The sequence below is a fragment of the Pseudomonas abyssi genome (assembly GCF_003444685.1).
Classification (GTDB): Bacteria; Pseudomonadota; Gammaproteobacteria; order Pseudomonadales; family Pseudomonadaceae; genus Halopseudomonas; species Halopseudomonas abyssi.
This window is the reverse complement of sequence record NZ_LMAZ01000001.1, coordinates 389104-414637: the sequence shown is the minus strand read 5'-3', so window position 1 is coordinate 414637 and position 25534 is coordinate 389104. Positions and strand designations below refer to the sequence as shown.

Annotated in this window: 21 protein-coding genes and 1 other RNA gene; 1 reads left to right on the top strand and 21 read right to left on the bottom strand. The window is 61.8% G+C overall.

Annotation, left to right across the window (positions count from 1 at the left end):
* Positions 1-368: 368 nt before the first annotated feature.
* From argJ to ASB58_RS01960, 3 genes are all read right to left on the bottom strand, one after another.
* Positions 369-1586, bottom strand: a complete 1218-nt coding sequence (gene argJ / locus ASB58_RS01970) for a bifunctional glutamate N-acetyltransferase/amino-acid acetyltransferase ArgJ (protein WP_118129163.1) — start codon at positions 1584-1586, stop codon at positions 369-371.
* Positions 1587-1741: 155 nt separating this feature from the next.
* Complete coding sequence (gene secA, locus ASB58_RS01965) at positions 1742-4474, bottom strand: preprotein translocase subunit SecA (protein ID WP_118129162.1); 2733 nt, start codon at positions 4472-4474, stop codon at positions 1742-1744.
* A gap of 182 nt (positions 4475-4656) precedes the next feature.
* Positions 4657-5493: a M23 family metallopeptidase gene (locus tag ASB58_RS01960; protein WP_133065868.1), complete on the bottom strand. Its 837-nt coding sequence runs from the start codon at positions 5491-5493 to the stop codon at positions 4657-4659.
* 195 nt (positions 5494-5688) lie between these two features.
* Here ASB58_RS01960 and ASB58_RS01955 point away from each other — a divergent pair, with 195 nt between their 5' ends.
* Positions 5689-6153, top strand: coding sequence for a DUF721 domain-containing protein (locus ASB58_RS01955; RefSeq protein WP_096004016.1), 465 nt, complete (start codon positions 5689-5691; stop codon positions 6151-6153).
* Positions 6154-6270: 117 nt separating this feature from the next.
* On the opposite strand, the gene lpxC is transcribed toward ASB58_RS01955, so the two are convergent.
* The 18 genes from lpxC to rsmI all read right to left on the bottom strand — a co-directional run bounded on the left by lpxC (position 6271) and on the right by rsmI (position 25511).
* Positions 6271-7182 carry a UDP-3-O-acyl-N-acetylglucosamine deacetylase gene (lpxC, locus tag ASB58_RS01950; protein ID WP_083728261.1) on the bottom strand — a complete coding sequence of 304 codons (912 nt, stop codon included), beginning with the start codon at positions 7180-7182 and terminating at the stop codon, positions 6271-6273.
* Between the two features lie 107 nt (positions 7183-7289).
* Positions 7290-8456: a cell division protein FtsZ gene (gene ftsZ / locus ASB58_RS01945; protein WP_096004015.1), complete on the bottom strand. Its 1167-nt coding sequence runs from the start codon at positions 8454-8456 to the stop codon at positions 7290-7292.
* Between the two features lie 87 nt (positions 8457-8543).
* Positions 8544-9776 (bottom strand): cell division protein FtsA, encoded by a 1233-nt coding sequence (gene ftsA, locus ASB58_RS01940; RefSeq protein ID WP_096004014.1) that lies wholly within the window; start codon positions 9774-9776, stop codon positions 8544-8546.
* Between the two features lie 9 nt (positions 9777-9785).
* Entirely contained in the window at positions 9786-10646 is an 861-nt protein-coding gene (locus ASB58_RS01935) for a cell division protein FtsQ/DivIB (protein WP_118129161.1), read from the bottom strand.
* A gap of 11 nt (positions 10647-10657) precedes the next feature.
* Entirely contained in the window at positions 10658-11575 is a 918-nt protein-coding gene (locus ASB58_RS01930) for a D-alanine--D-alanine ligase (RefSeq protein ID WP_118129160.1), read from the bottom strand.
* Positions 11575-12981 (bottom strand): UDP-N-acetylmuramate--L-alanine ligase, encoded by a 1407-nt coding sequence (murC, locus tag ASB58_RS01925; protein WP_235827247.1) that lies wholly within the window; start codon positions 12979-12981, stop codon positions 11575-11577. The genes ASB58_RS01930 and murC overlap by 1 nt, the downstream gene beginning before the upstream one ends.
* Positions 12982-13015: 34 nt before the next feature.
* The gene (murG, locus tag ASB58_RS01920; RefSeq protein ID WP_118129159.1) at positions 13016-14089 is read right to left on the bottom strand and encodes an undecaprenyldiphospho-muramoylpentapeptide beta-N-acetylglucosaminyltransferase; all 1074 of its coding nucleotides are present in this window, start codon (positions 14087-14089) and stop codon (positions 13016-13018) included.
* Positions 14079-15257 (bottom strand): putative lipid II flippase FtsW, encoded by a 1179-nt coding sequence (gene ftsW, locus ASB58_RS01915; protein ID WP_096004009.1) that lies wholly within the window; start codon positions 15255-15257, stop codon positions 14079-14081. Before ftsW ends, murG begins: the two co-directional genes overlap by 11 nt.
* Positions 15254-16603: a UDP-N-acetylmuramoyl-L-alanine--D-glutamate ligase gene (gene murD / locus ASB58_RS01910; RefSeq protein WP_118129158.1), complete on the bottom strand. Its 1350-nt coding sequence runs from the start codon at positions 16601-16603 to the stop codon at positions 15254-15256. The genes ftsW and murD overlap by 4 nt, the downstream gene beginning before the upstream one ends.
* A gap of 10 nt (positions 16604-16613) precedes the next feature.
* On the bottom strand, positions 16614-17696 hold the full coding sequence (gene mraY, locus ASB58_RS01905; protein ID WP_096004007.1) for a phospho-N-acetylmuramoyl-pentapeptide-transferase: 1083 nt from the start codon (positions 17694-17696) through the stop codon (positions 16614-16616).
* Position 17697: 1 nt separating this feature from the next.
* Positions 17698-19086 carry a UDP-N-acetylmuramoyl-tripeptide--D-alanyl-D-alanine ligase gene (locus tag ASB58_RS01900; RefSeq protein WP_118129157.1) on the bottom strand — a complete coding sequence of 463 codons (1389 nt, stop codon included), beginning with the start codon at positions 19084-19086 and terminating at the stop codon, positions 17698-17700.
* A complete protein-coding gene (locus ASB58_RS01895) occupies positions 19079-20530 on the bottom strand; it encodes a UDP-N-acetylmuramoyl-L-alanyl-D-glutamate--2,6-diaminopimelate ligase (protein ID WP_118129156.1) in 1452 nt (483 codons plus the stop codon). The genes ASB58_RS01900 and ASB58_RS01895 overlap by 8 nt, the downstream gene beginning before the upstream one ends.
* Entirely contained in the window at positions 20527-22272 is a 1746-nt protein-coding gene (locus ASB58_RS01890) for a peptidoglycan D,D-transpeptidase FtsI family protein (protein WP_096004004.1), read from the bottom strand. Before ASB58_RS01890 ends, ASB58_RS01895 begins: the two co-directional genes overlap by 4 nt.
* A complete protein-coding gene (gene ftsL, locus ASB58_RS01885; RefSeq protein ID WP_096004003.1) occupies positions 22269-22574 on the bottom strand; it encodes a cell division protein FtsL in 306 nt (101 codons plus the stop codon). Before ftsL ends, ASB58_RS01890 begins: the two co-directional genes overlap by 4 nt.
* Positions 22574-23512 (bottom strand): 16S rRNA (cytosine(1402)-N(4))-methyltransferase RsmH, encoded by a 939-nt coding sequence (rsmH, locus tag ASB58_RS01880; protein WP_096004002.1) that lies wholly within the window; start codon positions 23510-23512, stop codon positions 22574-22576. The genes ftsL and rsmH overlap by 1 nt, the downstream gene beginning before the upstream one ends.
* A complete protein-coding gene (mraZ, locus tag ASB58_RS01875; protein ID WP_096004001.1) occupies positions 23509-23964 on the bottom strand; it encodes a division/cell wall cluster transcriptional repressor MraZ in 456 nt (151 codons plus the stop codon). Before mraZ ends, rsmH begins: the two co-directional genes overlap by 4 nt.
* A 299-nt stretch (positions 23965-24263) precedes the next feature.
* Positions 24264-24620, bottom strand: an RNA gene (gene rnpB / locus ASB58_RS01870) — RNase P RNA component class A.
* 33 nt (positions 24621-24653) lie between these two features.
* Positions 24654-25511, bottom strand: a complete 858-nt coding sequence (gene rsmI, locus ASB58_RS01865) for a 16S rRNA (cytidine(1402)-2'-O)-methyltransferase (protein WP_118129155.1) — start codon at positions 25509-25511, stop codon at positions 24654-24656.
* Positions 25512-25534 lie beyond the last annotated feature (23 nt).

Below are 25534 nucleotides of genomic sequence, written 5' to 3'. Positions count from 1 at the left end.
AAGGTGTGCGCCTAGGGTCTGTTGACGTTTCGTTCACCCACCTGTTGCTGCCTGTAGGGCCGCCAATCAAGAGGCAAAGAGCGCAGTTTGTTCAGCACATCCCTGTACCTCACCCCTTTGGGGCTGGCGCACAAAAACGCTCCCTGCGTTTTTGTGGTCATTCCAAATCAGCGACGAGCGACGCCGAGTGGCGGCTTTACAGGCGCAACCTCGACGGCCCCACCCGCAGGGCCGGGGCCATTTTTCGGCCATGCTACGTTGTCGGTCGCTTATGTAGATCAACGACACTACGCTTCCTCCGCCTTGCCTGACCGAAAAAATGGCCTCCGGCAGGCGGGCGAGCGAAACGTCAACAGCCCCTAGGTACCTCAGGTACGGTACTCGGCGTTAATCCGGACATATTCGTGCGAGAGGTCGGTCGTCCACAAGGTTTCACTCACCTCGCCGCGACCCAGCTCGATGCGAATGGTGATCTCTGACTGCGCCATGACGCGCGCACCCTGGGACTCCTCGTACTCGGCGGCACGACCACCCTGACGGGTAATGCAGACATCGTCCAGATAAACGTCGATTTTTTCGACATCCAGATCAGGCACACCGGCATAGCCAACGGCAGCCAGGATGCGCCCCCAGTTGGGATCGGAAGCAAACAGCGCGGTCTTGATCAGAGGAGAGTGGGCCACAGCGTATGCGACATCCAGGCACTCGTCGACGTTGACCCCACCATTGACACGAATGGTCACGAACTTGGTCGCCCCTTCCCCATCACGCACAATGGCCTGCGCCAGTGTCAGCATCACATCCTTGATGGCGGCTGCGAGCTCCTCATAGCCCTGCGCATCAGCGCTGTCGATCAACGGAATATCCGCCTTACCGGTCGCAATCAGCATGCAGGAATCATTGGTGCTGGTGTCGCCATCAATGGTGATGCGATTGAACGACAGGTCGGCCGCCTCACGCAGCAGCGATTGCAGCAGCGGCTGAGCAACCGGCGCATCGGTCGCGACATAGCCCAGCATGGTCGCCATATTCGGGCGAATCATGCCGGCGCCCTTGGAGATACCGGTGATGGTGATGACTTGGCCGGCAATCTCGATACGCCGACTGCAGCCTTTGGGCTGGGTATCGGTAGTCATGATGCCTTCCGCCGCGTTCGCCCAGTTATCTTCGGCCAGATCAGCCAAGGCAGCCGGCAGCGCTGCGATCACTTTGTCGGCAGGCAACAATTCGCCAATCACACCAGTGCTGAACGGTAGCACCTGCGCCGCCTCGCAACCTACCTTCTCGGCCAGCGCCTCACAGGTGCGCTCGGCAGCCTGCATGCCAGACTTGCCGGTACCGGCGTTGGCATTACCGGTGTTGACCAGCAGGTACTGCGGCGACCCTGCCAGCCGTTGGCGGCACAGGGTTACGGGTGCAGCGCAAAAAGCATTACGGGTAAACACGCCAGCCATGCTGGAGCCCTGAGCGGCCTCCATTACCACCACATCCTTACGGCCAGCACGCTTGATACCCGCCGAGGCGATGCCAAGACGAAAACCGGAAACCGGGTGCAATGCGGGCAGAGGACCAAGACCAACAGGCATGTATAACGCTCCAAAGAAAGAGGGAGAGAGAAGCTGCATGCTTCAAGCTTCAAGCTTCAAGCTTCAAAAGCATACAGATTCCCCCGACTATAAAGCCGAGGGTTAACGGGTTTAACTTGTAGCTTGCCGCTGAAGCTTACAGCTGCTTTTCAGGCTCAGCTTATCTGCCCGTGGCAGTGCTTGTACTTCTTGCCGGAGCCACATGGGCAGGGATCATTTCTGCCAACCTTGGGCCCTTCACGGGTCTGCGGCGCCGCGGCTTGCTGGGGCTCTTCGGCGGGCTCTGCCTCGTCTGCGACGGCATTGACCTCTTCATGCTTGAACTGCATGCGCCGCTGCATTTCCTCGGCCTGGCGGCGCAGACGCGCCTCCTCCTCGGCCGGATCCTCGCGACGCACCTGCACGTGGCTCAGCACGCGAATGGTGTCGCGCTTGAGCGTATCCAGCAGTTCCTGGAACAGGTTGAAGGCTTCGCGCTTATATTCCTGCTTCGGGTTCTTCTGCGCATAACCACGCAGATGGATGCCCTGGCGCAGGTGATCCATCGTCGCCAGGTGCTCTTTCCACAGGTCATCGAGCACGCGCAACAGCATCTGCTTCTCAAAGGTACGCAGGGCTTCCGCGCCTGCCAGCTCTTCCTTCTCGCGATAGGCCGCAACCAGCGCGTCCAGAATGCGCTCGGCTACGCCTTGCTCCTGCAACCGTTCATCTTCATCCAGCCACTGCTGGATTGGCAGATGCAGGCCCAGCTCGCCGGCAAGCGCCTTCTCCAGCCCATCAACGTCCCATTGCTCAGGCAGACTACCTGCCGGCATGTGCATGGCCACCATGTCGTTGACGACGTCTTGACGGATCGCCGCGATGGTTTCTTCAACCGATTCGCTGGCAAGAATGGAATTACGCTGGCCGTAAATCACCTTACGCTGTTCGTTGGCAACATCGTCGTATTCCAGCAACTGCTTGCGAATATCGAAGTTACGGCCTTCGACCTTGCGCTGGGCTTTCTCGATGGCGTTGGTGACCATGCGATGTTCGATGGCCTCACCCTTCTCCATCCCCAGGGCTTTCATGAAGTTCTTCACCCGGTCAGAGGCGAAGATGCGCATGAGGTTGTCTTCCAGCGACAGGTAGAAGCGGCTGGAACCCGGATCACCCTGACGACCAGCACGACCGCGCAGCTGGTTGTCGATACGGCGGGATTCGTGACGCTCGCAGGCGATGATATGCAGGCCGCCCGCTTCCAGCACCTGCTGGTGCCGCAGCTGCCATTCGTCCTTGATCTGCGCGACTTGCTGTTCTGTCGGGTTCTCCAGAGCGGCGACCTCGGCTTCCCAGTTGCCGCCGAGAATGATGTCAGTACCCCGGCCGGCCATGTTGGTGGCGATGGTGACGGCACCCGGACGACCCGCCTGGGCTACGATCTCGGCTTCCTTCTCGTGGAATTTCGCGTTGAGGACCTTGTGCGGGACCTTTTCACGATTGAGCAACTGGGCAACAACTTCGGACGACTCAATGGAGGCGGTACCTACCAGCACCGGACGGCCCTGCTCCATGCAGTGCTTAATATCGGCAACGATGGCGGCAAACTTCTCTTCAATGCTGAGATAGACCAGGTCGTTGTAATCCTTGCGCACCATCGGCTTGTTAGTCGGAATGACCAGCACGTCGAGGCCGTAAATCTGACGAAACTCAAAGGCTTCGGTATCCGCCGTACCCGTCATGCCCGCCAGCTTCTGGTACAGACGGAAATAGTTCTGGAAGGTGGTGGAGGCCAGGGTCTGGCTCTCAGCCTGAATCTGCAGGCCTTCTTTCGCCTCGATGGCCTGGTGCAGCCCCTCGGACAGGCGACGGCCCGGCATGGTGCGCCCGGTATGCTCATCGACCAGTAGCACCTGGTTGTTCTGTACGATGTACTCGACGTTGCGATGGAACAGGGTGTGAGCGCGTAACGCGGAGTTCACGTGATGCAGCAGGCCGAGGTTCTGCGCCGCATAAAGGCTGTCGCCCTCATTGAGCAGCTTCTCGCGTACCAGCAGGTCTTCGATAAACTGGTGGCCGCTTTCGGTCAGCTCAACCTGGCGCGCCTTCTCGTCGATCAGGTAATGACCATCGACCGCCTCGACACCCTCTTCGGCAGCCTGGCCGCGCTTGAGCTGAGGAATCAGTTTGTTGATCGCCGCATACATCTGGGAGCTGTCTTCGGCCGGGCCGGAGATGATCAACGGCGTGCGGGCTTCGTCGATCAGAATGGAGTCAACTTCATCGACCACCGCAAAATAAGGTTCGCGCTGGAACTTGTCTTCCAGACGGAAAGCCATGTTATCGCGCAGGTAGTCAAAGCCCAGTTCGTTGTTGGTACCGTAGGTGATGTCACACTGATAGGCCGCGCGTTTTTGCTGCGGGTCCTGGAATGGCACCACCACGCCAACCGTCATACCGAGAAACTCGTATAGCGGACGCATGGTGTTGGCGTCACGGCTGGCCAGATAGTCGTTGACCGTCACCACGTGAACGCCCTTGCCAGCCAGCGCATTCAGGTAGACCGGCAGGGTTGCTACCAGCGTCTTACCCTCACCGGTTTTCATCTCGGCGATCTTGCCTTCGTGCAGGGTCATGCCGCCGATCAGCTGGACATCAAAGTGACGCATGCCCATCACCCGCTTACCGGCCTCGCGCACAACAGCAAAGGCCTCCGGCAGCAGCTGATCCAGGGTGGCGCCATCAGCCAGGCGTTGCTTGAACTCGCCGGTCTTCGCCTTCAGCTGTTCATCGCTCAGCGCATTCAACCCCTCCTCCTGAGCGTTGATGGCGACAACCACCTTGCCCATGCGCTTCAACTCACGATCGTTCTTGCTTCCCAACAGCTTTCTGACTAACGGCGCAAACATAATCGAATTAGGTATCCATGTGAGAGGTGACGAGCTCAGTCCCGTGCAGCCCGGACCAGCACTGAAAAAGGCATTCTACTCTGATTCTTGCCGCACATTAAACCGCGCGGCCGGCGCGACCTTTGCCACAACAATTCAGGCAAAGGCCGGTATGAAAGGATATGAGTGGGGGCGACGCGAGACTAATTCAATGCCAGGAAACGGCGTGGGTTAACGGCCATACCATTCTTGTACACTTCGAGGTGCAGGTGAGCGCCAGTGGAGCGCCCGGTACTGCCAACAGTGGCGATTTCCTGCCCCTTCTGCACCAGATCACCTTTGCTCACCTTCAGCTCCGAGGCGTGAGCGTAGCGGGTTTTGAGACCGTTACCGTGGTTAATTTCCACCATATTGCCGTACGCCCCATTGCGGGCAGCGAAGGTGACCACGCCCGCCCCCACCGCGTGGATTGGCGTGCCGCGCGGCGCGGCGAAATCCAGGCCGTTATGCATCGAAAAACGCCCGGTAATAGGGTCCGTACGACGCCCAAAACCGGAAGACAGGCGCCCGTCGGGCACCGGAATGAAATCCAAAATTGCGTCAACATCGGTCTGCCGGCTGACCATCAGGTCTTCCAGCAATTGCAGTTGCCGAGTGCGATTATCGACTCGCGCCGACAGCTGCTCGATCAGGCCCTGCAGATCAGGTGCGTTGTAGCTGAGGTCATCATCGCGCAGCTCGGGGCCGCCCATGCCGGGCTCAAGCTCCGAACCCAGACCAAAATCGACCTCGGCGCCAAAATCAAACTCGCCATCACTGAATTCACCCAGCTCGGTCAACCGCTCACCGAGGGCATCCAGCCGGGTAAGACGCATCTGCAACCGCGCCAGCTGCTGGCTCATACGCTCTATCTGCGCCTGCGTGCCGTCGTCTTCCTGCAGCGGCTCTACTTCATACTCCTGCAAGGCTTGCTGCCAGGCCGGCACAGCCCGGTCGTCAGCAACAGCGCTTCCGGAACCGGAGAGCAATTGCCAGGTCACAAGAGAAGCCACCAACGGCAAGGCAAGCAACAGGCTCACCCCCGCGGCAACCCAGTGCGCTCCCAGCGTCACGGTCCGCGACGCGCCGTGGCGTCCGGTTAAAATGATGATATTCAAATAACGACCCCAAACAATCGTGGCGGCGCTTCTGTTAGCATGGCCGCTCCTCTACTTCTCTGGCTGGCAGCAACCCCCATGGCATTCCGTCCACTGGATGCACGTCGACCAACCGACCTGTTACGCACCAACAGCACGCTCAAGGCGCTGCTGGAAAAATCCCGTCAAATTGAGCGATTGCAGGCGCTGCTGGAATCCCGTCTGGAACCGGCGGCCCGCGCGCACTGTCATGTTGCAGCGTTGGATAGCGGCACATTACGCCTGGTGGTCAGCAGCAGCCATTGGGCAACCAGGCTGCGCTATCAGCAAAAACGGCTGATTCGCGACCTGCAGGCGTTCAACGAATTCGCCACCTTAACGAAAATTCATTGCAGGGTACAACCACCACTGGTCAAAAAAGCACCACCGGTTCGCACTATGCCGCGTTCACAAGTGGCCAGTGCCAGCCTGCGCGAAACCGCCGACTACGTGGAAGACCCGGGCTTGAAAGCCGCCCTGCAACGCCTGGCTCGTCACCACGACGATGGCCAGGGACAATCTTGAGGCACACAGGGACACCCAAGCGGTCGCCAAGTTCCCCGTCCCGCCAAAAAGAAAACGGCCACCCGAGGGTGGCCGAAACAAAGTACAACGAAACGAGAAAGGGGTGGGCTCAGGCCCTCATACAGCGGTGGCCGGACGCATGAAAGAAATGGGTGCGGTACCAGCATCATCGAAGGTCACCAGCTCCCAGGCATCCTGATTGGCCAGCAGCGCGCGCAGCAGCTTGTTGTTCAGCGCATGCCCGGACTTGTAACCACGGAACTCGCCAACCAGACTTTTGCCCAGCAGGTACAGGTCACCAATGGCATCCAGGATCTTGTGCTTCACAAACTCGTCTTCGTAGCGCAGACCGTCTTCGTTCAACACCCGGTATTCATCGACGACGATGGCGTTGTCAACGCTGCCGCCGAGCGCCAGGTTCTGTGAACGCAGGTACTCGATGTCGCGCATGAAACCGAAGGTCCGTGCCCGGCTGACTTCCTTGACAAAGGAGGTACTGGAGAAGTCGACGCTGGCGTACTGGCTGCGACCACGGAATACCGGGTGGTCGAAATCAATCCCGAAGCTGACCTTGAAGCCCTCGAAAGGTACGAAGGTCGCGGTTTTACCGTCCTCCTCGACAGTCACTTCCCGCTTGATGCGGATGAACTGCTTGGCTGCATCCTGCTCGGCAATACCCGCCGACTGAATCAGGAATACGAAGGGACCGGCGCTACCATCCATGATCGGGACTTCCGGTGCGCTCAACTCGACATAGGCGTTATCGATCCCCAGACCGGCCATGGCAGACAGCAAATGCTCGACGGTATCGACCTTGGCACCATCCTTGATCAGGGTGGTAGACATGGTCGTCTCGCCCACGCACTCGGCTCGGGCAGGGACCTCGACCACAGGGTCGAGATCCACGCGACGGAACACGATACCCGTGTCAATCGGTGCCGGCTTCAGGGTGAGATATACCTTCTCACCCGAATGCAGACCTACACCGGTTGCCCGGATGACGTTCTTCAGTGTGCGTTGTCTGATCATGTTTGCTTCCGCTCTGGTTGCGAAAAACCCTCAATAAATTGGCGTGCATCATAGCAAAGACCGCTTTTGATGAATACCAATTAGCCCTATGCCTCCGATTAACCGGATTAATCGGCCTGACGACGCAGGAAGGCCGGGATATCCAGGTAGTCCAGATCTTCTGCCGGTTTGCTCAGGTGCGCAGCAGCGCTGGTTGCAGGCTGGTTACGCATTACAGTCGGGCGATCCAGGTCGCGGTAGTTAGGCGCACCGGCATCAGACTGACGGGCAACCGGTGCAGCGGCGGCGGTGTTATCGACCACTTTGACTGGCTTTTCACGCGCACCCAGGCCGGTGGCAACCACGGTAACTCGCAGTTCGTCACGCAGTTCAGGATCGATAACGGTACCGACTACAACGGTGGCGGACTCGGAGGCAAACTCCTCAACGGTGCTACCTACTTCGGAGAATTCGCCCAGCGACAGGTCCGGACCGGCGGTGATGTTGACCAAGATACCGCGGGCGCCCATCAGGTTGACGTCTTCGAGCAGCGGGCTGCGGATGGCCGCTTCGGCCGCTTCACGGGCGCGGTTCGGGCCGCTGGCGTGGCCGGTACCCATCATTGCCATGCCCATTTCGCTCATCACGGTTTTCACGTCGGCAAAGTCAACGTTGATCATACCCGGGCGCATGATCAGGTCAGCAATACCCTGTACCGCGCCCAGCAGCACGTCGTTGGCTTTGCTGAAGGCAGCCAGCAGGCTGGCATCTTTGCCCAGTACGGTGAGCAGTTTTTCGTTCGGGATGGTGATCAGCGAGTCAACGTGCTGGCTCAGCTCGCGGATACCTTCTTCGGCAACCTGCAGACGCTTGCGACCTTCAAACGGGAACGGTTTGGTCACCACGGCAACGGTCAGGATGCCCATTTCGCGCGCGACTTCAGCAACGATCGGTGCAGCACCGGTGCCGGTACCACCGCCCATGCCTGCGGTAATGAACACCATGTCGGAGCCCTGCAGGACTTCAGCAATGCGCTCGCGGTCTTCGATCGCCGCTTCACGGCCGATCAGCGGATTCGCGCCGGCACCCAGGCCCTTGGTCACGCCGGAGCCGAGTTGCAGGACAGTGCGGGCACTGACGTTCTTCAGTGCCTGGGCATCAGTGTTGGCACAAATGAAGTCAACGCCTTCCACGTTGTTGACCACCATGTGCTGGAGGGCGTTTCCGCCACCGCCGCCAACGCCGACGACTTTGATTACTGCGTTCTGGGGAACATTGTCGATAAGTTCGAACATGGCCTTTCTCCTTGAATCACTCTTTGTTTCGTTGTCGTTTCGTTTACTGCATGTGCCCGCTCTGGCGGGTCTGTTAACTGCGGGCGACTAGAAGTTGCCCTGGAACCACTTCTTCATACGCTCAACCACCGACGCCTTATTGCTGTCAGTTGGCTGAGCGCTCTGCTCACCGTGGTGCTTGATGCCGTAATGCAACAGGCCCACACCGGTGGCGTAAATCGGGTTGCGGACCACATCGGTCAGCCCCTTGAACTCCTGCGGCATACCAAGGCGAACCGGCATGTGAAAAATCTCCTCGGCCAGCTCAATGGCCCCTTCCATCTTCGCGGTGCCGCCGGTCAGCACGATGCCGGCCGGGATCATGTCTTCAAAGCCGGAGCGACGCAGTTCCGCCTGAATCAGCGTGAACAGCTCGTCATAACGCGGCTCGACCACTTCAGCCAGCGCCTGACGTGACAGGTCGCGCGGCGGGCGCTCACCCACGCTCGGTACCTTGATGGTCTCCTCCGGGCCAGCCAGCTTGGCCAGCGCGCAGGCATAGCGAATCTTGATTTCTTCGGCGTACTGGGTCGGCGTACGCAGCGCCATGGCGATGTCGTTGGTCACCTGATCACCGGCAATCGGAATCACCGCGGTGTGGCGAATCGCCCCTTCGGTAAAGATCGCGATATCGGTCGTGCCACCACCCACATCCACCAGGCACACGCCCAGCTCTTTCTCGTCCTCGGTCAGCACCGCGTAGCTGGACGCCAGCTGCTCCAGAATCACGTCTTCGACTTCCAGGCCGCAGCGACGGATGCACTTTTCGATGTTCTGCACCGCATTCAGTGCGCAGGTCACCAGATGCACCTTGGCTTCCAGACGCACACCCGACATGCCCAGCGGCTCACGCACGCCTTCCTGGTTATCGATGACGTATTCCTGCGGCAGGATGTGCAGCACCTTCTGATCCGCAGGAATGGCGACCGCCTGACCGGCATCCAGCACGCGTTCGATATCGGCCTGCACCACTTCACGGTCGCGAATCGCAACGATGCCGTTGGAGTTCAGGCTGCGGATGTGATTACCGGCAATACCGGCGTAGACCGAGTGAATCTGGCAGCCCGCCATCAGCTCGGCTTCCTCGATAGCGCGCTGGATCGACTGCACGGTCGACTCGATATTGACCACCACGCCTTTCTTGAGTCCGCGCGAGGGATGCGAGCCGATACCGACGATCTCCAACTCGCCGTCCGAGCCGATCTCACCGACCAGCGCGACCACCTTGGAGGTGCCGATGTCCAGGCCCACAATCATTCTGCTGCCCTGCTTGCTTGCCATAATCTCCCGTTACTCCCCCGCTGTTTCCGCCGTGGCGGCATCTCGCCAGGCCACGGCCATACCATTGCTGTAGCGCAGGTCGACCCGCGCGATCAGTTCACGGCGGTCAGACAGCATCAGCTGTTCGACGGTCATGAACCGCTGCATTTTTTCCACCAGATTGTCGCGCCCGAGCAACAGCTGCATGCCGTCCTCGGTGGTCAGAAACCAGCTGCCGCGATCACGCAACTCAAGACTGCTGACCACCATGCCCTGCGGCCGCAACAGGCCGCTAAATTGCTGGTACTGACGCATGACCTTGCGCTTGGCTCGCTCCGGCCCGCTCAGGCGCGGCAGCTCGCTGAAGCTGCCAATGTTCTGCGGCTTGAACGCCTTGCCTTCGTTGTTCAGCAGCGCACTGTCGCCCCAGCGGGCAACCGGCAGCTGCTCATCGAGCTGAATCACCAACCGGTCCGGCCAGACTCGCCGTACCGAGGCCTGGGCCACCCAGGGCATGTCCTGCAGATCTGCGTGCAGGCCATCCAGATCGATTCCCAGAAAACTGTCGTTCAGGTAGGGCTCGATCACCGCCTGCACGGCATCACCGTCGATGTACTGCAGATCGCCCTCGACGCTGATCAGCGCGATAGGACGGTCAGCCAACGGCATCAGGCGGCTGCCCAGCTCGTACAGGCCCATACCAAGGGCCACCAGCAGCAGCGGCCATAGCAGTTGCTGCAGGCGCCGCCCGATACCCTGCAGGTCCGCGCTGGGCAGGCGCAGGCGCGGCATTTGCCGAGGCTGCGCCGGCTGCACGCGCACCGCGCCGCGGCTGCCGGCCTTGCGGCGGGCCGGCGGCGGTGCACTGCGTGTATCGCGAATAGCCTGCATTCAGTTATCCATCAGTTCAGGGTGCCGGCCAGAATGGCCAGTACCAGATCGCCAAAACTCAACCCCGTGGCCTTGGCCGCCATGGGTACCAGACTGTGGTCCGTCATACCCGGCACGGTGTTGACTTCCAGCAGGTAAAAGTTGCCCTGCTCGTCCTGCATCACATCGACCCGGCCCCAGCCCTTGCAGCCAACGGCCTCGAAGGCGCGCAGACTGAGTGCCTTGAGCTGCTCTTCCTGTTCGGTTGGCAGGCCACAGGGGCACAGGTATTGGGTATCGTTGGCCTGATACTTGGCCTCGTAGTCGTAAAAGATGTGCGGCGTGCGCAGGCGGATCGGTGGCAACGCCTGACCGTCGAGTACCGCCACGGTAAATTCGGCGCCCTGAATCCACTGCTCGACCAGCGCCTCGCTGTCGTAAGACTGGGCGCCCTGCCACGCGTCCTGCAGCTGCTGCAGGCTGTCAGCCTTGGCCATGCCGATGCTGGAGCCTTCGTGCAGCGGCTTGATGATCAGCGGCGTACCCAGACGCTCGACAATCTCGGCGCACTGACCGCCATCGCGCAGCATGGCGTAAGCCGGTGTCGGCAGGCCCAGGCTTTGCCATATCTGCTTGGTGCGCAGCTTGTCCATACCGATCGCCGAGGCCATCACGCCACTGCCGGTATAGGGAATCTGCAAGCTTTCCAGCAGCCCCTGCAGGCTGCCATCCTCACCGCCACGCCCGTGCAGCGCGATAAACACCCGGTCCGGGCGCTCGTTCAACAGCTGCTCCGCCAATTGCGGACCCGCGTCGATGCCGTAGGCATCTACACCCGCGGCCTGCAGCGCGGCCAGCACGGCAGCACCGGATTTGAGGGACACCGCACGCTCGGCCGAGCTACCGCCAAACAGCACCGCTACGCGCCCGAATACAGATACGTCGATCATCAGGCTTTACCCTCCCGGAAGTGGGTTGCCAGGGCATCGGCCAGCTGCACCGACAACCCGCCAATATCACCGGCACCCTGGGTCAGCAGGATGTCGCCCGGTTGCAGCACCGCTTCGAGCAGCGGCATAACGTCGGCATCACGCTCGACGTAAATCGGATCCAGCTGGCCGCGCTGACGGATGCTGCGGCACAGATGCTTGCTGTCTGCGCCGGTCACCGGCTCTTCGCCGGCCGGATAGACTTCCATCAGCAGCAAGGCGTTTGCCTCACCCAGCACCTGCACAAAATCTTCGTAGAGATCACGGGTACGGCTGTAGCGGTGTGGCTGATAGAGCATCACCAGGCGGCGCTCCGGCCAACCGGCACGCACAGCCTTGATCACGGCAGCCACTTCGCGCGGGTGGTGACCGTAGTCGTCCACCAGCATGATTTCGCCTGTACCCCAGCGGAAATTGCCCTGCACCTGAAAGCGCCGACCAACGCCCTGAAAACCGGCAAGCCCGTCAACGATGGCGCGATCAGACACGCCCTCATCGGTGGCCACGGCGATGGTTGCCAGCGAGTTCAGGACGTTGTGCACGCCCGGCATGTTGACCGATACATCCAGCGGCTCGCGTCCTTCGCGCAGCACGGTGAAGAAGGTCTGCATGCCGCGCTGGTGGATGTTCACAGCACGAATATCGGCGTCCTCGGACTGACCGTAGGTCACCACCTGACGGTTGATCTGCGGCAGAATCTCGCGCACGACCGGGTCATCGATGCACAGCACTGCCAGGCCGTAGAACGGCAGGTTGTGCAAGAACTCGACGAAGGTGCGCTTGAGCTTGTTGAAGTCGCCCTCGTAGGTCTCCATGTGATCGGCATCGATGTTGGTAACGATCGCCACCATCGGCTGCAGATGCAGGAAAGACGCGTCGCTTTCATCGGCCTCGGCCACCAGATAGCGGCTTTCGCCCAGCTGGGCGTTGGTGCCGGCAGCGGTCAGCTTGCCGCCAATGACGAAGGTCGGGCTCATGCCGTCGGCGGCCAGCACCGAGGCAATCAGACTGGTGGTGGTGGTCTTGCCGTGGGTGCCGGCCACGGCGATGCCGTGACGGTAGCGCATCAGCTCAGCCAGCATCTCGGCGCGCGGCACTACAGGAATGCGACGCTCGATGGCGGCGGCGACTTCGGGGTTCTGCGGGTTGATCGCGCTGGATACCACCAGCACGTCCGCTTCGAGCAAATTTTCGGCACGATGCCCAATATCGATGCGAGCGCCAAAGGACTCCAGCCGCTCGGTCACGGCCGAGCGCTTGAGGTCGGAACCCGACACCTCGTAGCCCAGGTTCAGCAGTACCTCGGCAATACCGCACATGCCCACACCGCCAATACCCACAAAGTGGATATGGCGGATACGCCGCATGCCCGGCAGCGTGAAAGTAGCCTGAGTAGCTGTATTAGTGCTCACGGGCAACCTCCAGGCAGGCACGCACGACATCGGCGGTGGCATTGGGGGTGGCTTGTTCACGGGCTCGTTGGGCCATCTGTTGCAGCTGCTCCGGGTTGTTCATGTAAGTCGTCAGGGTATTGGCCAATAGCTCGGCATCGAGCTCTTTCTGGGGCATCAGCACAGCGGCGCCGCGATCCGCCAGGTAACGGGCGTTGGCGGTCTGGTGGTCGTCGATGGCGTGCGGCAGCGGCACCAGCAGCGAAGGCCGGCCAGCCGCCGCCAGCTCGCACACCGTCAGCGCACCGGCCCGGCAGATCACCAGATCAGCCCAGGCGTAGGCACCGGCCATATCGGCGATAAAGGCTTCAACCTCTGCGCGCACACCAGCCTGCTCATAGGCTTCGCGCGCCAGTAGCAGATGTTGCTTGCCGCACTGGTGCACCACTTGCGGCCGCCCGGCGGGGTCAATCTTGGCCAGCGCCGCCGGCAGCAGTTTATTCAGCGGCATAGCGCCCAGGCTGCCTCCCAGCACCAGCAGGTGCATCGGACGGCTGCCGTCCCAGCTAAGGACCGGCGTGGCAAAGATATCTTCGCGCACCGGGTTGCCGGTGCTGCGGCGGTCACTACCCTCGGCAAAGCTGCCGGTAAAGCCTTCACAGCGACGCTTGGCGATACGCGCCAGCAACCGGTTGGCGGTACCAACAACCGCGTTCTGTTCATGGATGATCACCGGAATACCACGCATCCAGGCCGCCAACCCGCCTGGACCGGTAACATAGCCACCCGCACCCAGCACACAGACCGGTTTCAGCTGCTTGAGCAGCCGCAGGGACTGTCCCAGCGCACGCAGGATACGGAACGGCGCCTTCAGCAAATCCAGCTTGCCCTTGCCGCGCAGCCCCTGAATGTCGATGTAATGAATCGGGAAGCCGGCCTGGGGTACCAGGTCCACTTCGATACCGCGCCGGGTGCCAAGCCAATGCACCTCGTACCCCTGCTCTTTCAGCAGGCGGGCGCAGGCCAGTGCCGGGAACACGTGTCCGCCGGTGCCACCAGCCATGACCAGTACCTTATTGCTCATTGCTGGCCTCCTGACGCGGTTGACGGCGCTCCCAGTCGATGCGCAGCAACAGACCGAGACAGATACAGCAGACCACCAGCGAGCTACCGCCGTAACTGAGGAACGGCAATGTCAGCCCCTTGGTTGGCAGCAGGCCGATATTGACCCCCACGTTAATCAGAATCTGCCCACACCACATGATCGCCAGGCCGTAGGCCAGATAGGCGTGGAACAGCATGCCCTCGCGCTCGGCAGCCAGCCCCACGTACAGGCCACGTACGGCAACAAAGATCAGCAAGGCAAAGGCGGCGAGCGCGCCGATCATGCCCAGCTCCTCCGCCAGCACGGCGAACACAAAGTCGGTGTGCGCCTCGGGCAGATAGAATTGCTTTTGAATGCTGTTGCCCAGACCAACGCCAAACCACTCGCCGCGCCCAAAGGCGATCAGCGCCTGGGTCAGCTGGTAGCCGGTGCCATAGGGGTCCTGCCAAGGGTCGAGGAAACCGGTCAGGCGCTGCAAACGGTAGGGTTCGGCCCAGACCGCCAGCGCTGCCAGCGCACCGAGCGAGCCGAACAGCAGCAGGAAGCGGAACAGCCCCACGCCGCCGAGGAACAGCATGCCGGTTGCGGCACCCAGCAGCACCACGGTGGCGCCAAAGTCAGGCTCGACAATCAGCAGGCAAGCCATCGGCCCCAGTACCATGAAGGGTTTGATAAAGCCGAACCAGGCCTCTTTTACCTCATCCTGACGATGCACCAGATAGCCCGCCAGAAACACCACAGCAAACAGTTTGGCCAGCTCGGACGGCTGGATGTTGATCGGGCCCACACCAATCCAGCGCCAGCTGCCGTTGACCTCACGCCCGATGCCGGGAATCAATACCGCTACCAGCAGGGCAAAGCCGAGGAACAGCAGCAAAAAGCGAAAACGCTCCCACACCGCCACCGGGACCGATAGCGTGACCGCCAACGCGCCCAGGCCGATCAGCAGGTAAACGATCTGACGGTTCATATAATACAGCGGGCTACCAAGGCGGCCGGCCGCCACTTCCATCGACGCCGAGGTCACCATCACCAGCCCGAGTGCCAGCAAGCCAAAGGCGCCTACCAGCAACGGCAGATCCATATCAAAGCGGCGCGCACCGAACAGCGGTGCGGCAACCTCACGCAGGTTCAGAGACAGGTTCATGCGCCCAGCCTCCCGACCGCGTCGGCAAACAGCCGGCCACGTTCTTCAAAGTTGCGGAACATATCCAGGCTGGCACAGGCCGGCGACAGCAGCACCAGATCGCCGGCTCGCGCCAGCTCAGAGGCGACAGTGACGGCTTCTTCGATAGACGTCACGCGGCGCTGCACCACCGCATCGCCCAGCGCGGCGCTCAACCGATCAGCGTCACGGCCCAGCAGCACCACCGCGCGGCAGTGCGCGCTCACCGGCGCCTGCAGCGGCGCAAAGTCGGCGCCCTTGCCATCGCCGCCGGCGATCAGCACCAGCTTGCCGTCCATGTCCGCAGCAAAGCCGTTGATCGCCGCCAGTGCAGCGCCCACGTTAGTCGCCTTGGAATCATCAAAGTAGGCCACATCGTTGTGGCTACCGACCCACTGGCAGCGGTGCGGCAGGCCGGTGAAGCGGCGCAGCGTATCAAGCATCGCAGCCATCGGCAGGCCAGCTGCCTGACCCAGCGCCAGCGCCGCCAGCGCGTTGGATTGATTGTGAGCGCCACGCATCTTCAACTCGCGGGTCGGCATCAGGGCCTTGAATTCATAGGCCAGCCAGCTCTCGCCATCCTGCTCGATCAGACCAAAGCCCTTGAAGTCGGGACGCGACAGACCAAAGGTCAGTCGTGGCAAGTCATCGGCCACCAGCGGACGCGACAGCGCGTCATCGCGGTTGACCACCACCTGCTGCGCGCCGCGGAAAATGCGGTGCTTGGCCAGGTGGTAGGTCGCCAGGCTGGCGTAGCGGTCCATGTGGTCTTCACTGATGTTCAGCACAGTAGCGACCATCGCGTTGAGGTTCGCGGTGGTCTCCAACTGAAAGCTCGACAGCTCCAGCACATACAGCTCGGGCTGCTCATCCAGCAGGTCCAGTGCGGGCGTGCCCAGGTTGCCGCCAACCGCCACCTTGACGCCAGCCGCAGCAGCCATTTCGCCGACCAGCGTAGTGACCGTGCTTTTGGCATTCGAGCCGGTGATCGCCACGATCGGCGCCTTGGCCACGCGGGCAAAGAGTTCGATATCACCCACGATGCTGACACCCGCCTTGGCGGCGGCCTGCAGCGCAGGCACTGCCAAGGCGACGCCTGGGCTGACGATCAGCTCGTCAGCGGCGCACAGCAGCGCCTCATCCAGCTCACCGAGGTACAGATCAGCCATGGGCGCAAAACGCTTCAGCTTTTCCAAGCCGGGCGGATTTTCACGGGTGTCGGCCACGGCAAAGGACAGGCCCTGGCCCGCCAGATAACGGGCGACCGAGAGCCCGCTGCTGCCGAGCCCGACGATGATCCGTTGCTTGTCCGTGGTAATCAGTGACACGCCCTGCTCCTCAACGCAGCTTCAATGTGGCCAGGCCGATCAGCACCAGTACGACGGTGATGATCCAGAAGCGCACGATCACGCGCGGCTCCGGCCAGCCTTTGAGTTCAAAATGGTGATGGATCGGCGCCATACGGAACACCCGACGCCCGGTCAGCTTGAACGACGCCACCTGCACGATGACCGACAGCGTTTCCACCACGAAAATGCCGCCCATGATGAACAGCACAATTTCCTGTCGCACGATCACCGCGATCACGCCCAGCGCGGCGCCCAGCGCCAGCGCGCCCACGTCGCCCATGAAAACTTGGGCGGGATAGGTGTTGAACCAGAGAAAGCCAAGACCGGCGCCCAGCAGCGCACCGCAAAAAATGATCAGTTCGCCGGCGCCCGGGACGTAGGGGATCAGCAGGTATTCCGCAAACCTGGCATTACCGGACAGGTAGGCAAAGATGCCCAACGCGCCACCAACCATGACCGTTGGCATGATGGCCAGACCATCCAGTCCATCGGTCAGGTTGACCGCATTGCTGGAACCGACGATGACGAAATAGGTCAGCACGACAAACAGAATGCCGAGCTGAAACTCGACCTGCTTGAAGAACGGCACGATCAGTGTGGTTTCTACCGGCGTCTTCGCCGCCATATACAGCACAATGGCGGCCGCGAGGCCGAACACCGACTGCCAGAAGTACTTCCAGCGCGACGGCAGACCGCGGGAGTTTTTCTCGATGACCTTGCGGTAGTCATCGACCCAGCCCACCGCGCCAAAGCTGATGGTCACGCCCAGCACTACCCAGACGTAGAGGTTGCGCAGGTCAGCCCACAGCAGGGTGGCGATGCCGATCGCGACCAGAATCAGCGCGCCGCCCATGGTGGGGGTACCCTTTTTGGACAGGTGCGACTGCGGGCCGTCGGTACGCACCGACTGGCCAATCTGACGCACCTGCAGGGTGCGGATCATCCAGGGCCCCAGAAACAGCGCGATGGCCAGCGCGGTCAGCACGCCCAGAATGCCGCGCAGGGTCAGGTACTGGAACACCGAAAAGCCGGAGTAGTACTGCTGGAGAAACTCGGCAAGGAAAAGCAACATGTCAGCTGGCCCCGTTGTCGTTGTTGAGCGCGTCAGCCGGGGCCAGAAGGCCGGCGACGACAGTATCCATGCCCGCACTGCGCGAGCCTTTCACCAGCACTCGGGTGTTGGCGTCCAAAGTGGGGGCCAGCGCGGCAACCAGCGCCTCGCGGCTATCGAACAGGCAGCCCTGCTCACCAAAGGCATCCACCGCCAGCGCGGACAGCCGACCGGTGGCGTAAAGGGCGTCCAGACCGGCCTCGCGGGCGTGCTCACCAACCTCACGGTGGCTTTGCTCAGCCCACTCGCCCAGCTCGCCCATGTCACCCAGCGCCAGCACGCGGCGCCCGTCCAGGCTGGCCAGCAGGTCGATGGCAGCGATAACCGAGGCGGGGTTGGCGTTGTAGGCATCGTCGATGATCTGCGCGCCGCCCATACCGACAGCCCAGTTACCACGACCATCAACGGGTGCCAGCGCAGCAAGGCCAGTGGCAATGGCGCTCAGATCGGCGCCGGCCTGCAGCGCGGCGCCGGCAGCGGCCAGCGCGTTGGCTACGTTGTGCATGCCGCGCAGCTGCAGTTGCACGGACACGCCACCTGCCGGCGTGATCAGGTTGAAGCGCGGACGCCCCTGCTCATCCAGCTCAAGCGCTTCGGCACGCAACTGCGCGGTCGGGTTCTTGAGACTGAAGGAGCTGGCGGTGCGCCGACTGCCGAGCAACTGATACCACTGCTCGAACCAGGGACTATCCAGGTTCAGCACCGCATGACCACCGGCGGGCAACGCAGAAACAATTTCGCCTTTGGCCTTGGCGATACTCTCCGGACTGCCAAAGCGGCCGACGTGCGCCATCTCGGCATTGGTCAGCACGCTGATCTGCGGCTTGACCAGGCCCATGCTGTAATGGATGTCGCCCACCTGAGCGGCGCCCATCTCGATGACCGCAAAGCGGTGTTCGCTGGTCAGTTGCAGCAACGTCAGCGGCACACCCAATTCGTTGTTCAGGTTGCCGCGGGTGGCCAGCACCGGTCCGCATTCGCGCAGGATGGCGGCCAGCATTTCCTTGACGGTGGTTTTGCCGCTGGAGCCGGTAATGCCGATGACCGTGCCGCTGAACTGCTTGCGTACCAGAGCGGCCAGGTTGCCCAGCGCAAGCTGGCAGTCATGCACCAGCAGCTGCGGCAGCGGGTCATCCACCAGATACTCGACCATGGCCGCCGCCGCGCCGTTCTCACGGGCCTGGGCGACAAAGTCATGGCCGTTGCTGCGGCTGCCAGCCAAGGCAACAAACAGGCCGCCACGCTCGACGGTACGCGCATCAATGCTGACGCTGTCAAAATGAGTATCGACCCCATTGAGGGTCGCCATCAGAGGTTTCAGCAGGTCGCTCAGGCGCAGCGCTTCAAGCATGGCTGACCTCCCACTGCTGCAGAGCCAGTCCGGCTTGTTCAATATCGCTGAAGGGGTGACGCACGCCGTCGATCTCCTGGTAATTCTCGTGACCCTTGCCGGCAAGCAGAATGACATCGCCGGCCTGTGCCGCTGCAATCGTCTGGGCGATTGCCTGTGCACGGTTGGGTATGACGGTCAACGCCTGCGGGTGTTCCGCGCCCTGACAAACTTGTTCAATGATCTGTGCCGACGCCTCGGTACGAGGGTTGTCGTCGGTCACTACCACTTTCGCTGCATGCTGCTCGGCAATGCGCGCCATCAGCGGCCGCTTGCCGTTGTCGCGGTCGCCTCCGCAACCGAAGACGCAAACCACTCGACCGGCAGCGTGTTCACTCAAGGCGACTAGCGCCTTTTCCAGCGCGTCCGGGGTGTGAGCGTAATCCACCACCACCAACGGCAGCGTGCCGCCACCCAGGCGCTGCATGCGCCCTGCCGGTGGCAGCAGTGACGCCACCTGCGCCAGCGCGGCGTCTGCATCGATGCCAAGCGCCAAGAGGCTGCCGAGCACCGCGAGCAGGTTGCTGAGGTTGAAGCGGCCAAGCAGCGGGCTGCGCAGGTTGAATTCTTTACCCTGAATGAACAGGCGGGCACCCAGCCCCAGGCTGTCGGACTGCACGTCGGCACAATACAGCGCAGCGCTGCTGTCCTGCAGGCTGAAGCCAATGACCGGACAGGCGCAGCCGGCGGCCAACTCCCGGCCAAAGCGGTCATCCAGGTTGATCACCGCGGCACTGAGCGGGCGCTTGAACAGCTCGGCCTTGGCCTCACCGTAGGCCTGCATGCTGCCGTGATAATCCAGATGATCTCTGCTCAGATTGGTAAACACGCCGACCGCAAAGCGCACGGCCGCGACCCGCTGCTGATCCAGCGCGTGGGACGACACCTCCATGGCCACCTGACGGGCGCCCTCTGCCAGCAGGCCGGCCAACTGGCGCTGCACGGCAAGGGCATCAGGGGTGGTCATGCCATGATCGACCAGCGCCTCAGGGAAACCACTGCCCAGGGTACCAATCACGCCGCAGCGCGAACCCAGCTGATTCAGCGCCTGGGCGAGCATCTGGCTGACACTGGTTTTGCCGTTGGTACCGGTAATGCCAACCACCTGCAGCGCAGCGCTGGGCTGGCCGTAAAAACGGTCGGCCAGCGCCGACAGCTGCTGGTGCAGGCCACTGACCGCCAGCATGGGCACAGCCAGCGCCGAGGCACTGAAGCCGTCCGGCTCATAGGCAACCGCGACCGCACCCGCAGCAACAGCCTGCTCGATGTAACGGCGGCCGTCGTGCTGGCGACCGGCACAGGCAAGAAACAGGTCACCCGCCTTCACTTGACGGCTGTCCAGGGTCAGGCCCTGAATCTCGATATCGGCCTGGGTCAGATCAGGGAGCAATTGAGACAGCTTCATCCGCGCCCCCCTTCCGCAGGCGGTGCGGGCAGCTCTACCTGCTGCAACCCGGCCAGGTTGTCCGGCGCAATGTTCATCAAACGCAGCACGTTGGACATCAACCCGCCAAACACCGGTGCCGCGACCAGGCCGCCGTAATAACCGCCTTCGCTCGGCTCATCGATCACCACGGCAATCGCGATGCGCGGATCGGTGCTAGGCCCAAAGCCGGCAAACAGGGAACGATAGGAATCCTCGCGATAGCCTTTTTCCGAGGTGCTGGCCTTGCGCGCAGTGCCGCTTTTGCCGGACACGTGGTAACCGGGCACACGTGCCCGGTAGGTGCCGCCATCGGCCTCAATCACATTTTGCAGCATGGTTTGCACCATGCGTGTCGCCTCTTCGGGCAACACCTGTTCTCCTGCGGGTCGCTCCGCTACCTGCAACAGCGACATCGGCACCTTGCGACCGTCGTTGGCCAGAACCGCGTAGGCCTGCGCCAGCTGCACAGCGGTGACAGACAGGCCGTAGCCGTAGGACAGTGCAGCGGTCTCCGCCGAACGCCAGGTACGGTAGGTTGGCAGTTTGCCGACACCCTCACCCGGGAAGCCAACACCGGTGTACTCGCCCAGGCCGACCGCCTGCATGGCGTCGTGCACGGCTTCGCCACCGATATCCAGCGCCACCTTGCTCATGCCCACGTTACTGGACTTGAGCAGAATGCCACCCAGATCCAGTACCCCGCCCGGAGCGCGCGATACGTCACGAATGGTGTAGCGACCGATGCGCAGGGTGCCGGGGTACACATTCACCTGATCGCTAGGCTTCCAGCGCCCGGTCGCCAACGCTGCCGTCATGGAGAATGGCTTCATCGTCGAGCCTGGCTCGAACACGTCGATCATGGCGCGGTTGCGCATCATGCTTGGCTGCAGATTGGAGCGGTTGTTCGGGTTGTAGGAGGGGTGGTTGACCATGGCCAGCACTTCGCCGGTCTTCACATCAAGGATCACCACCGAGCCGGCCTTGGCGCCAAACTCCTGCATGCCCTCGCGCAGCTCACGATGCGCCAGATATTGCAGACGCAGATCGATGGACAGGCGCAGATCGTTGCCGGGCCGAGCGTTGGCGACCACCTGCACATCCTTGATCAGCCGGCCGCGCCGGTCCTGCAGCACCTGCCGCCGCCCCGGGACACCCTGAAGCCACTGGTCATACGCCAGCTCCAGCCCTTCCTGCCCCTGCTCGTCTACGTTGGTAAAGCCGACCAGATGCGCCGCCACTTCGCCCGCGGGGTAGAAACGGCGGTACTCTTCAATGCTGTATACGCCGTGTACATCCAGCGCCATCACCGCCTCACCGTCTGCGGGCGTCATGCGGCGACGCAGGTAAATGAACTCCTTGTCGGCGTTGGCTTTCAGGCGTTCACTGAAGGTAACCAGGTCAGTGCCCAGCGCAGCGGCCAGCGCCGGCCAGTGCGACTGCTGATCGATCAGTTGCGAAGGGTTGGCCCAGATGGTGAGAACCGGGGTGCTGACCGCCAGCGGCTCGCCGTTACGGTCGGTAATTTGCCCGCGATGAGCCGGGATCGGCACATGACGCACACTGCGCTTGTCACCCTGGCTTTTCAGGAAACCTTCATCCAGCACGTGCAGCTCGGCAATGCGCCAGCCCACGGCCACACAGCACAAGCCCAGCACGCCCACTACCAGGCGGAACCGCCAGGGGTAGAGGCTGCCATTGGACTTGAGTGCGAACTTTTTCATGGCTGCACCAGAATCACGTCGCTAGGCTCCGGCACTTTCATGCCGAGCTGCTCGGTGGCAATGCGCTCGATGCGGCTGTAGGCCGTCCAGGTGCTCTGCTCCAGCACCAGACGCCCCCATTCGGCCTGCGCTTTTTCACGCACGTCCATTTCACCAGCCAGCTCATTCAGCAACTGGCGGCTCCAGTGCGCGCTGAAGGAAACCGCCAGCGCACTGACAATCACCAGCACGGCGACCAGCAGCAGCCAGCCGCTGCCGGCGGGCAGGCCTGCGCGGCGGGATTGAGGCGCAGGGGCGCTCATCAACGTTTCTCCGCTACGCGCAGTACGGCGCTACGAGCACGGGGATTGGCATCCACTTCGGCTGCGCTCGGTTTGATCGCCTTACCCACCAGGTTGATGGACACCGGAATATCGATATCGCGAATGGGCAGGTCACGCGGAATGGGCGCGCCCTTGGCCTCACGGCGCATGTACTGCTTGACCATGCGGTCTTCCAGCGAGTGAAAGCTGATCACCGCCATACGTCCGCCGGGGGCCAGCACTGCCAGTGCCGCACGCAGGCCGTCGGCAAGATCGTCCAGCTCACGATTGATAAAGATGCGAATACCCTGAAAAGCGCGGGTCGCCGGGTGCTTGCCCTTTTCCCAGGCGGGGTTGGCTTCCTTAATCACGGCAGCCAGGTCGGCAGTGCGGGTGAACGGCTGCTCGGCACGACGGGCCACCACGGCGCGGGCCATGCGTTTGGCAAAGCGCTCTTCACCGTACTCCTTGAGTACCGTCGCAATATCCGCCTCGCTGGCGCTGTTGATCCAGTCGGCAGCGCTCTGGCCTGCGGACGGATTCATGCGCATGTCCAGCGGACCGTCGTTGAGAAAACTGAAACCGCGGGTCGGGTCGTCCAGCTGCGGCGAAGACACGCCCAGATCCAGTAAAACGCCCTGTACCTGCCCGGCCAGACCGCGCGCGCGCAATTCGTCAGCCATCTCGGCAAAGGAGCGCTGTACAACGACAAAGCGGCCGTCTTCGGCCGCTAGCTGGTCGCCAACCCGGATGGCCTCCGGATCTTTATCGAAGGCGATCAGCCTGCCCTCCGGCCCAAGCTGCGCGAGGAGCGCGCGGCTATGTCCGCCGCGCCCAAAGGTACCGTCGATATAAAGGCCGTCAGCCTGAATAGCCAGACCGTCAAGCGCCTCGTTCAGCAGCACGCTGATATGTGAATAGCCGGTTGCGGCGCTCATAGACTCAGCGAATGCAGTTGTTCCGGCAGTTCGCCGGCTTCCTGCGATTCGTCCAGATAGGCACTGGTGGTAGCCGTCCAGGCTTCTTCACTCCAGAGCTCGAATTTATTGATTTGCCCGACCAGCATGACTTTCTTGTCCAGCCCGGCGTGTTCACGCAGCAGCGGCGGAATAACAAAGCGACCGTTGCTGTCCAGCTCCAGATCGTTGGCATTACCAATCAGCAGGCGCTGCAGGCGCTTGACTGCCGGGTTCATGTTCGGCGCCTTGCGCAGTTGCTCTTCGACCACTTCCCACTCATGCAGCGGGTAGATCCAGAGACAGCGCTCTTCCAGCGCGATGGTCGCGACCAACTGCCCGCCACACGACTCCAACAGACGGTCGCGGTAGCGCGCTGGCACCGCGAGTCGCCCTTTGGCGTCGAGATTGATGGCATTGGCTCCGCGAAACACGCTGCAGTCCTTTTTCCTTGGTTGGCGGCCGAAAGCGCCAAAATTTCCCACTTCGACCCACTTAACACCACTTTGCGACACTATAGAAATGCGCCCAAACAGCGTCAATAGCCGCGCAGAGGAAAAAAACCTTGCGTAGCAGTGGTTTAGCGCTATTTACCGGGAATCGGGATGCAAAGTAGGTATATGGAAGAGGACAAAAAACAGCCAAAGCAAAAAGATCGCCCCACAACTTAAAGTGAATTGTGAGGAATAAGATTTTTTTGCTCTAAAAGCGAAGGATGTCACACAGGAAAGAAATTAAGAGTTGGCCTGTAAGCCGGGTTCTGTCGAGGACAGTCATTCCTCTGGGATCGCCATCACTGACGACCTCTAGCAACCTACCCGAATCCAGTGCGGGTCACACCAACGGATTCCTATTTGGTCTTGCTCCGAGTGGGGTTTACCACGCCACAGACTGTTGCCAGCTGCGCGGTGCGCTCTTACCGCACCTTTTCACCCTTACCGGCGCTTGCGCGCTTAGGCGGTTTGCTTTCTGCTGCACTTTCCGTAGGCTCACGCCTCCCAGGCGTTACCTGGCACTCTACCCTTTGGAGCCCGGACTTTCCTCCATGACAGTGCTTGCGCACCACCACAGCGACTGCCCGGCCAACTCTCGGCGGCAAGAGTAGCGGCAGGCGCCGCGCCCGTCAACGCGCCGTGCCATCACCACGCTCAAGCGCCACCTGATACAACAGGTTCTTGCGCACCCCAGTGATGTCTGCAGCCAGCCTGGCGGCACGCTTGACTGGCAGCTCGGCCAGCAGGAGATCCAGCACACGCAGGGCCTGGGCACTCACCTCGTCAGCCTCCGGCTCCGGCGCACCCTCCACCACCAGCACGCACTCGCCGCGCTGCTGGTCTGCATCCGCCGCCACCCAAGCGACCAGCTCGTCCAGCGGCGCCGCGTGCAGGGTTTCAAAGGTCTTGGTCAGCTCGCGGGCCAGCAGCACCCGCCGCTGCGACCCCAGCACCTGCTGCATGTCTCTAAGGCACTCAAGCAGCCTATGCGGCGCCTCATACACCAGCCAGGTACGCGGCTCTGCCAGCAAAGCCTGCAGGCGCTGCTGGCGACCATGCGCCTTGGCCGGCAGAAAGCCCTCAAAGGCAAAGCGGTCAGACGGCATGCCGGCAGCACTCAGCGCGGCGATCAGGGCACAGGCGCCCGGCACCGGCGCCACCTTCACTCCCGCCTCGCGCGCCTGACGCACCAGATGAAACCCCGGATCGGAAATCAACGGCGTGCCGGCATCGGATATCAGGGCGATGTCATCTCCCGCCAGCAGCCGCTCGACCAGCCGCAACCCCTTTTCACGTTCATTGTGGTCATGACAGGCCGTCATGGGGGTAGCAATACCAAAGTGCTGCATGAGGCGCGCACTGTGGCGGGTATCCTCCGCAGCGATCAGGCTGACATCCCGCAGCACCTGCAGCGCGCGGGGTGTCAGGTCTTGCAGATTACCGATGGGCGTGGCAACCACAAACAAGGTGCCGGCAGCGATGGTCATGGCGATTCCTGAGGCTGATTTGT

What these genes read in the sequence shown, in the direction of transcription:
- secA (WP_118129162.1), bottom strand. Translation starts at nt 4,474, where the DNA reads ATGTTTGCGCCGTTAGTCAGAAAGCTGTTGGGAAGCAAGAACGATCGT.
- ASB58_RS01895 (WP_118129156.1), bottom strand. Translation starts at nt 20,530, where the DNA reads ATGAAGCTGTCTCAATTGCTCCCTGATCTGACCCAGGCCGATATCGAG.
- mraY (WP_096004007.1), bottom strand. Translation starts at nt 17,696, where the DNA reads ATGTTGCTTTTCCTTGCCGAGTTTCTCCAGCAGTACTACTCCGGCTTT.
- ASB58_RS01930 (WP_118129160.1), bottom strand. Translation starts at nt 11,575, where the DNA reads ATGATCGACGTATCTGTATTCGGGCGCGTAGCGGTGCTGTTTGGCGGT.
- rsmH (WP_096004002.1), bottom strand. Translation starts at nt 23,512, where the DNA reads ATGAGCGCCGCAACCGGCTATTCACATATCAGCGTGCTGCTGAACGAG.
- lpxC (WP_083728261.1), bottom strand. Translation starts at nt 7,182, where the DNA reads ATGATCAGACAACGCACACTGAAGAACGTCATCCGGGCAACCGGTGTA.
- murC (WP_235827247.1), bottom strand. Translation starts at nt 12,981, where the DNA reads ATGCGGCGTATCCGCCATATCCACTTTGTGGGTATTGGCGGTGTGGGC.
- ASB58_RS01890 (WP_096004004.1), bottom strand. Translation starts at nt 22,272, where the DNA reads ATGAAAAAGTTCGCACTCAAGTCCAATGGCAGCCTCTACCCCTGGCGG.
- ftsL (WP_096004003.1), bottom strand. Translation starts at nt 22,574, where the DNA reads ATGAGCGCCCCTGCGCCTCAATCCCGCCGCGCAGGCCTGCCCGCCGGC.
- ASB58_RS01935 (WP_118129161.1), bottom strand. Translation starts at nt 10,646, where the DNA reads ATGCAGGCTATTCGCGATACACGCAGTGCACCGCCGCCGGCCCGCCGC.
- ASB58_RS01900 (WP_118129157.1), bottom strand. Translation starts at nt 19,086, where the DNA reads ATGCTTGAAGCGCTGCGCCTGAGCGACCTGCTGAAACCTCTGATGGCG.
- ftsA (WP_096004014.1), bottom strand. Translation starts at nt 9,776, where the DNA reads ATGGCAAGCAAGCAGGGCAGCAGAATGATTGTGGGCCTGGACATCGGC.
- rsmI (WP_118129155.1), bottom strand. Translation starts at nt 25,511, where the DNA reads ATGACCATCGCTGCCGGCACCTTGTTTGTGGTTGCCACGCCCATCGGT.
- ftsZ (WP_096004015.1), bottom strand. Translation starts at nt 8,456, where the DNA reads ATGTTCGAACTTATCGACAATGTTCCCCAGAACGCAGTAATCAAAGTC.
- argJ (WP_118129163.1), bottom strand. Translation starts at nt 1,586, where the DNA reads ATGCCTGTTGGTCTTGGTCCTCTGCCCGCATTGCACCCGGTTTCCGGT.
- ASB58_RS01955 (WP_096004016.1), top strand. Translation starts at nt 5,689, where the DNA reads ATGGCATTCCGTCCACTGGATGCACGTCGACCAACCGACCTGTTACGC.
- murG (WP_118129159.1), bottom strand. Translation starts at nt 14,089, where the DNA reads ATGAGCAATAAGGTACTGGTCATGGCTGGTGGCACCGGCGGACACGTG.
- ftsW (WP_096004009.1), bottom strand. Translation starts at nt 15,257, where the DNA reads ATGAACCTGTCTCTGAACCTGCGTGAGGTTGCCGCACCGCTGTTCGGT.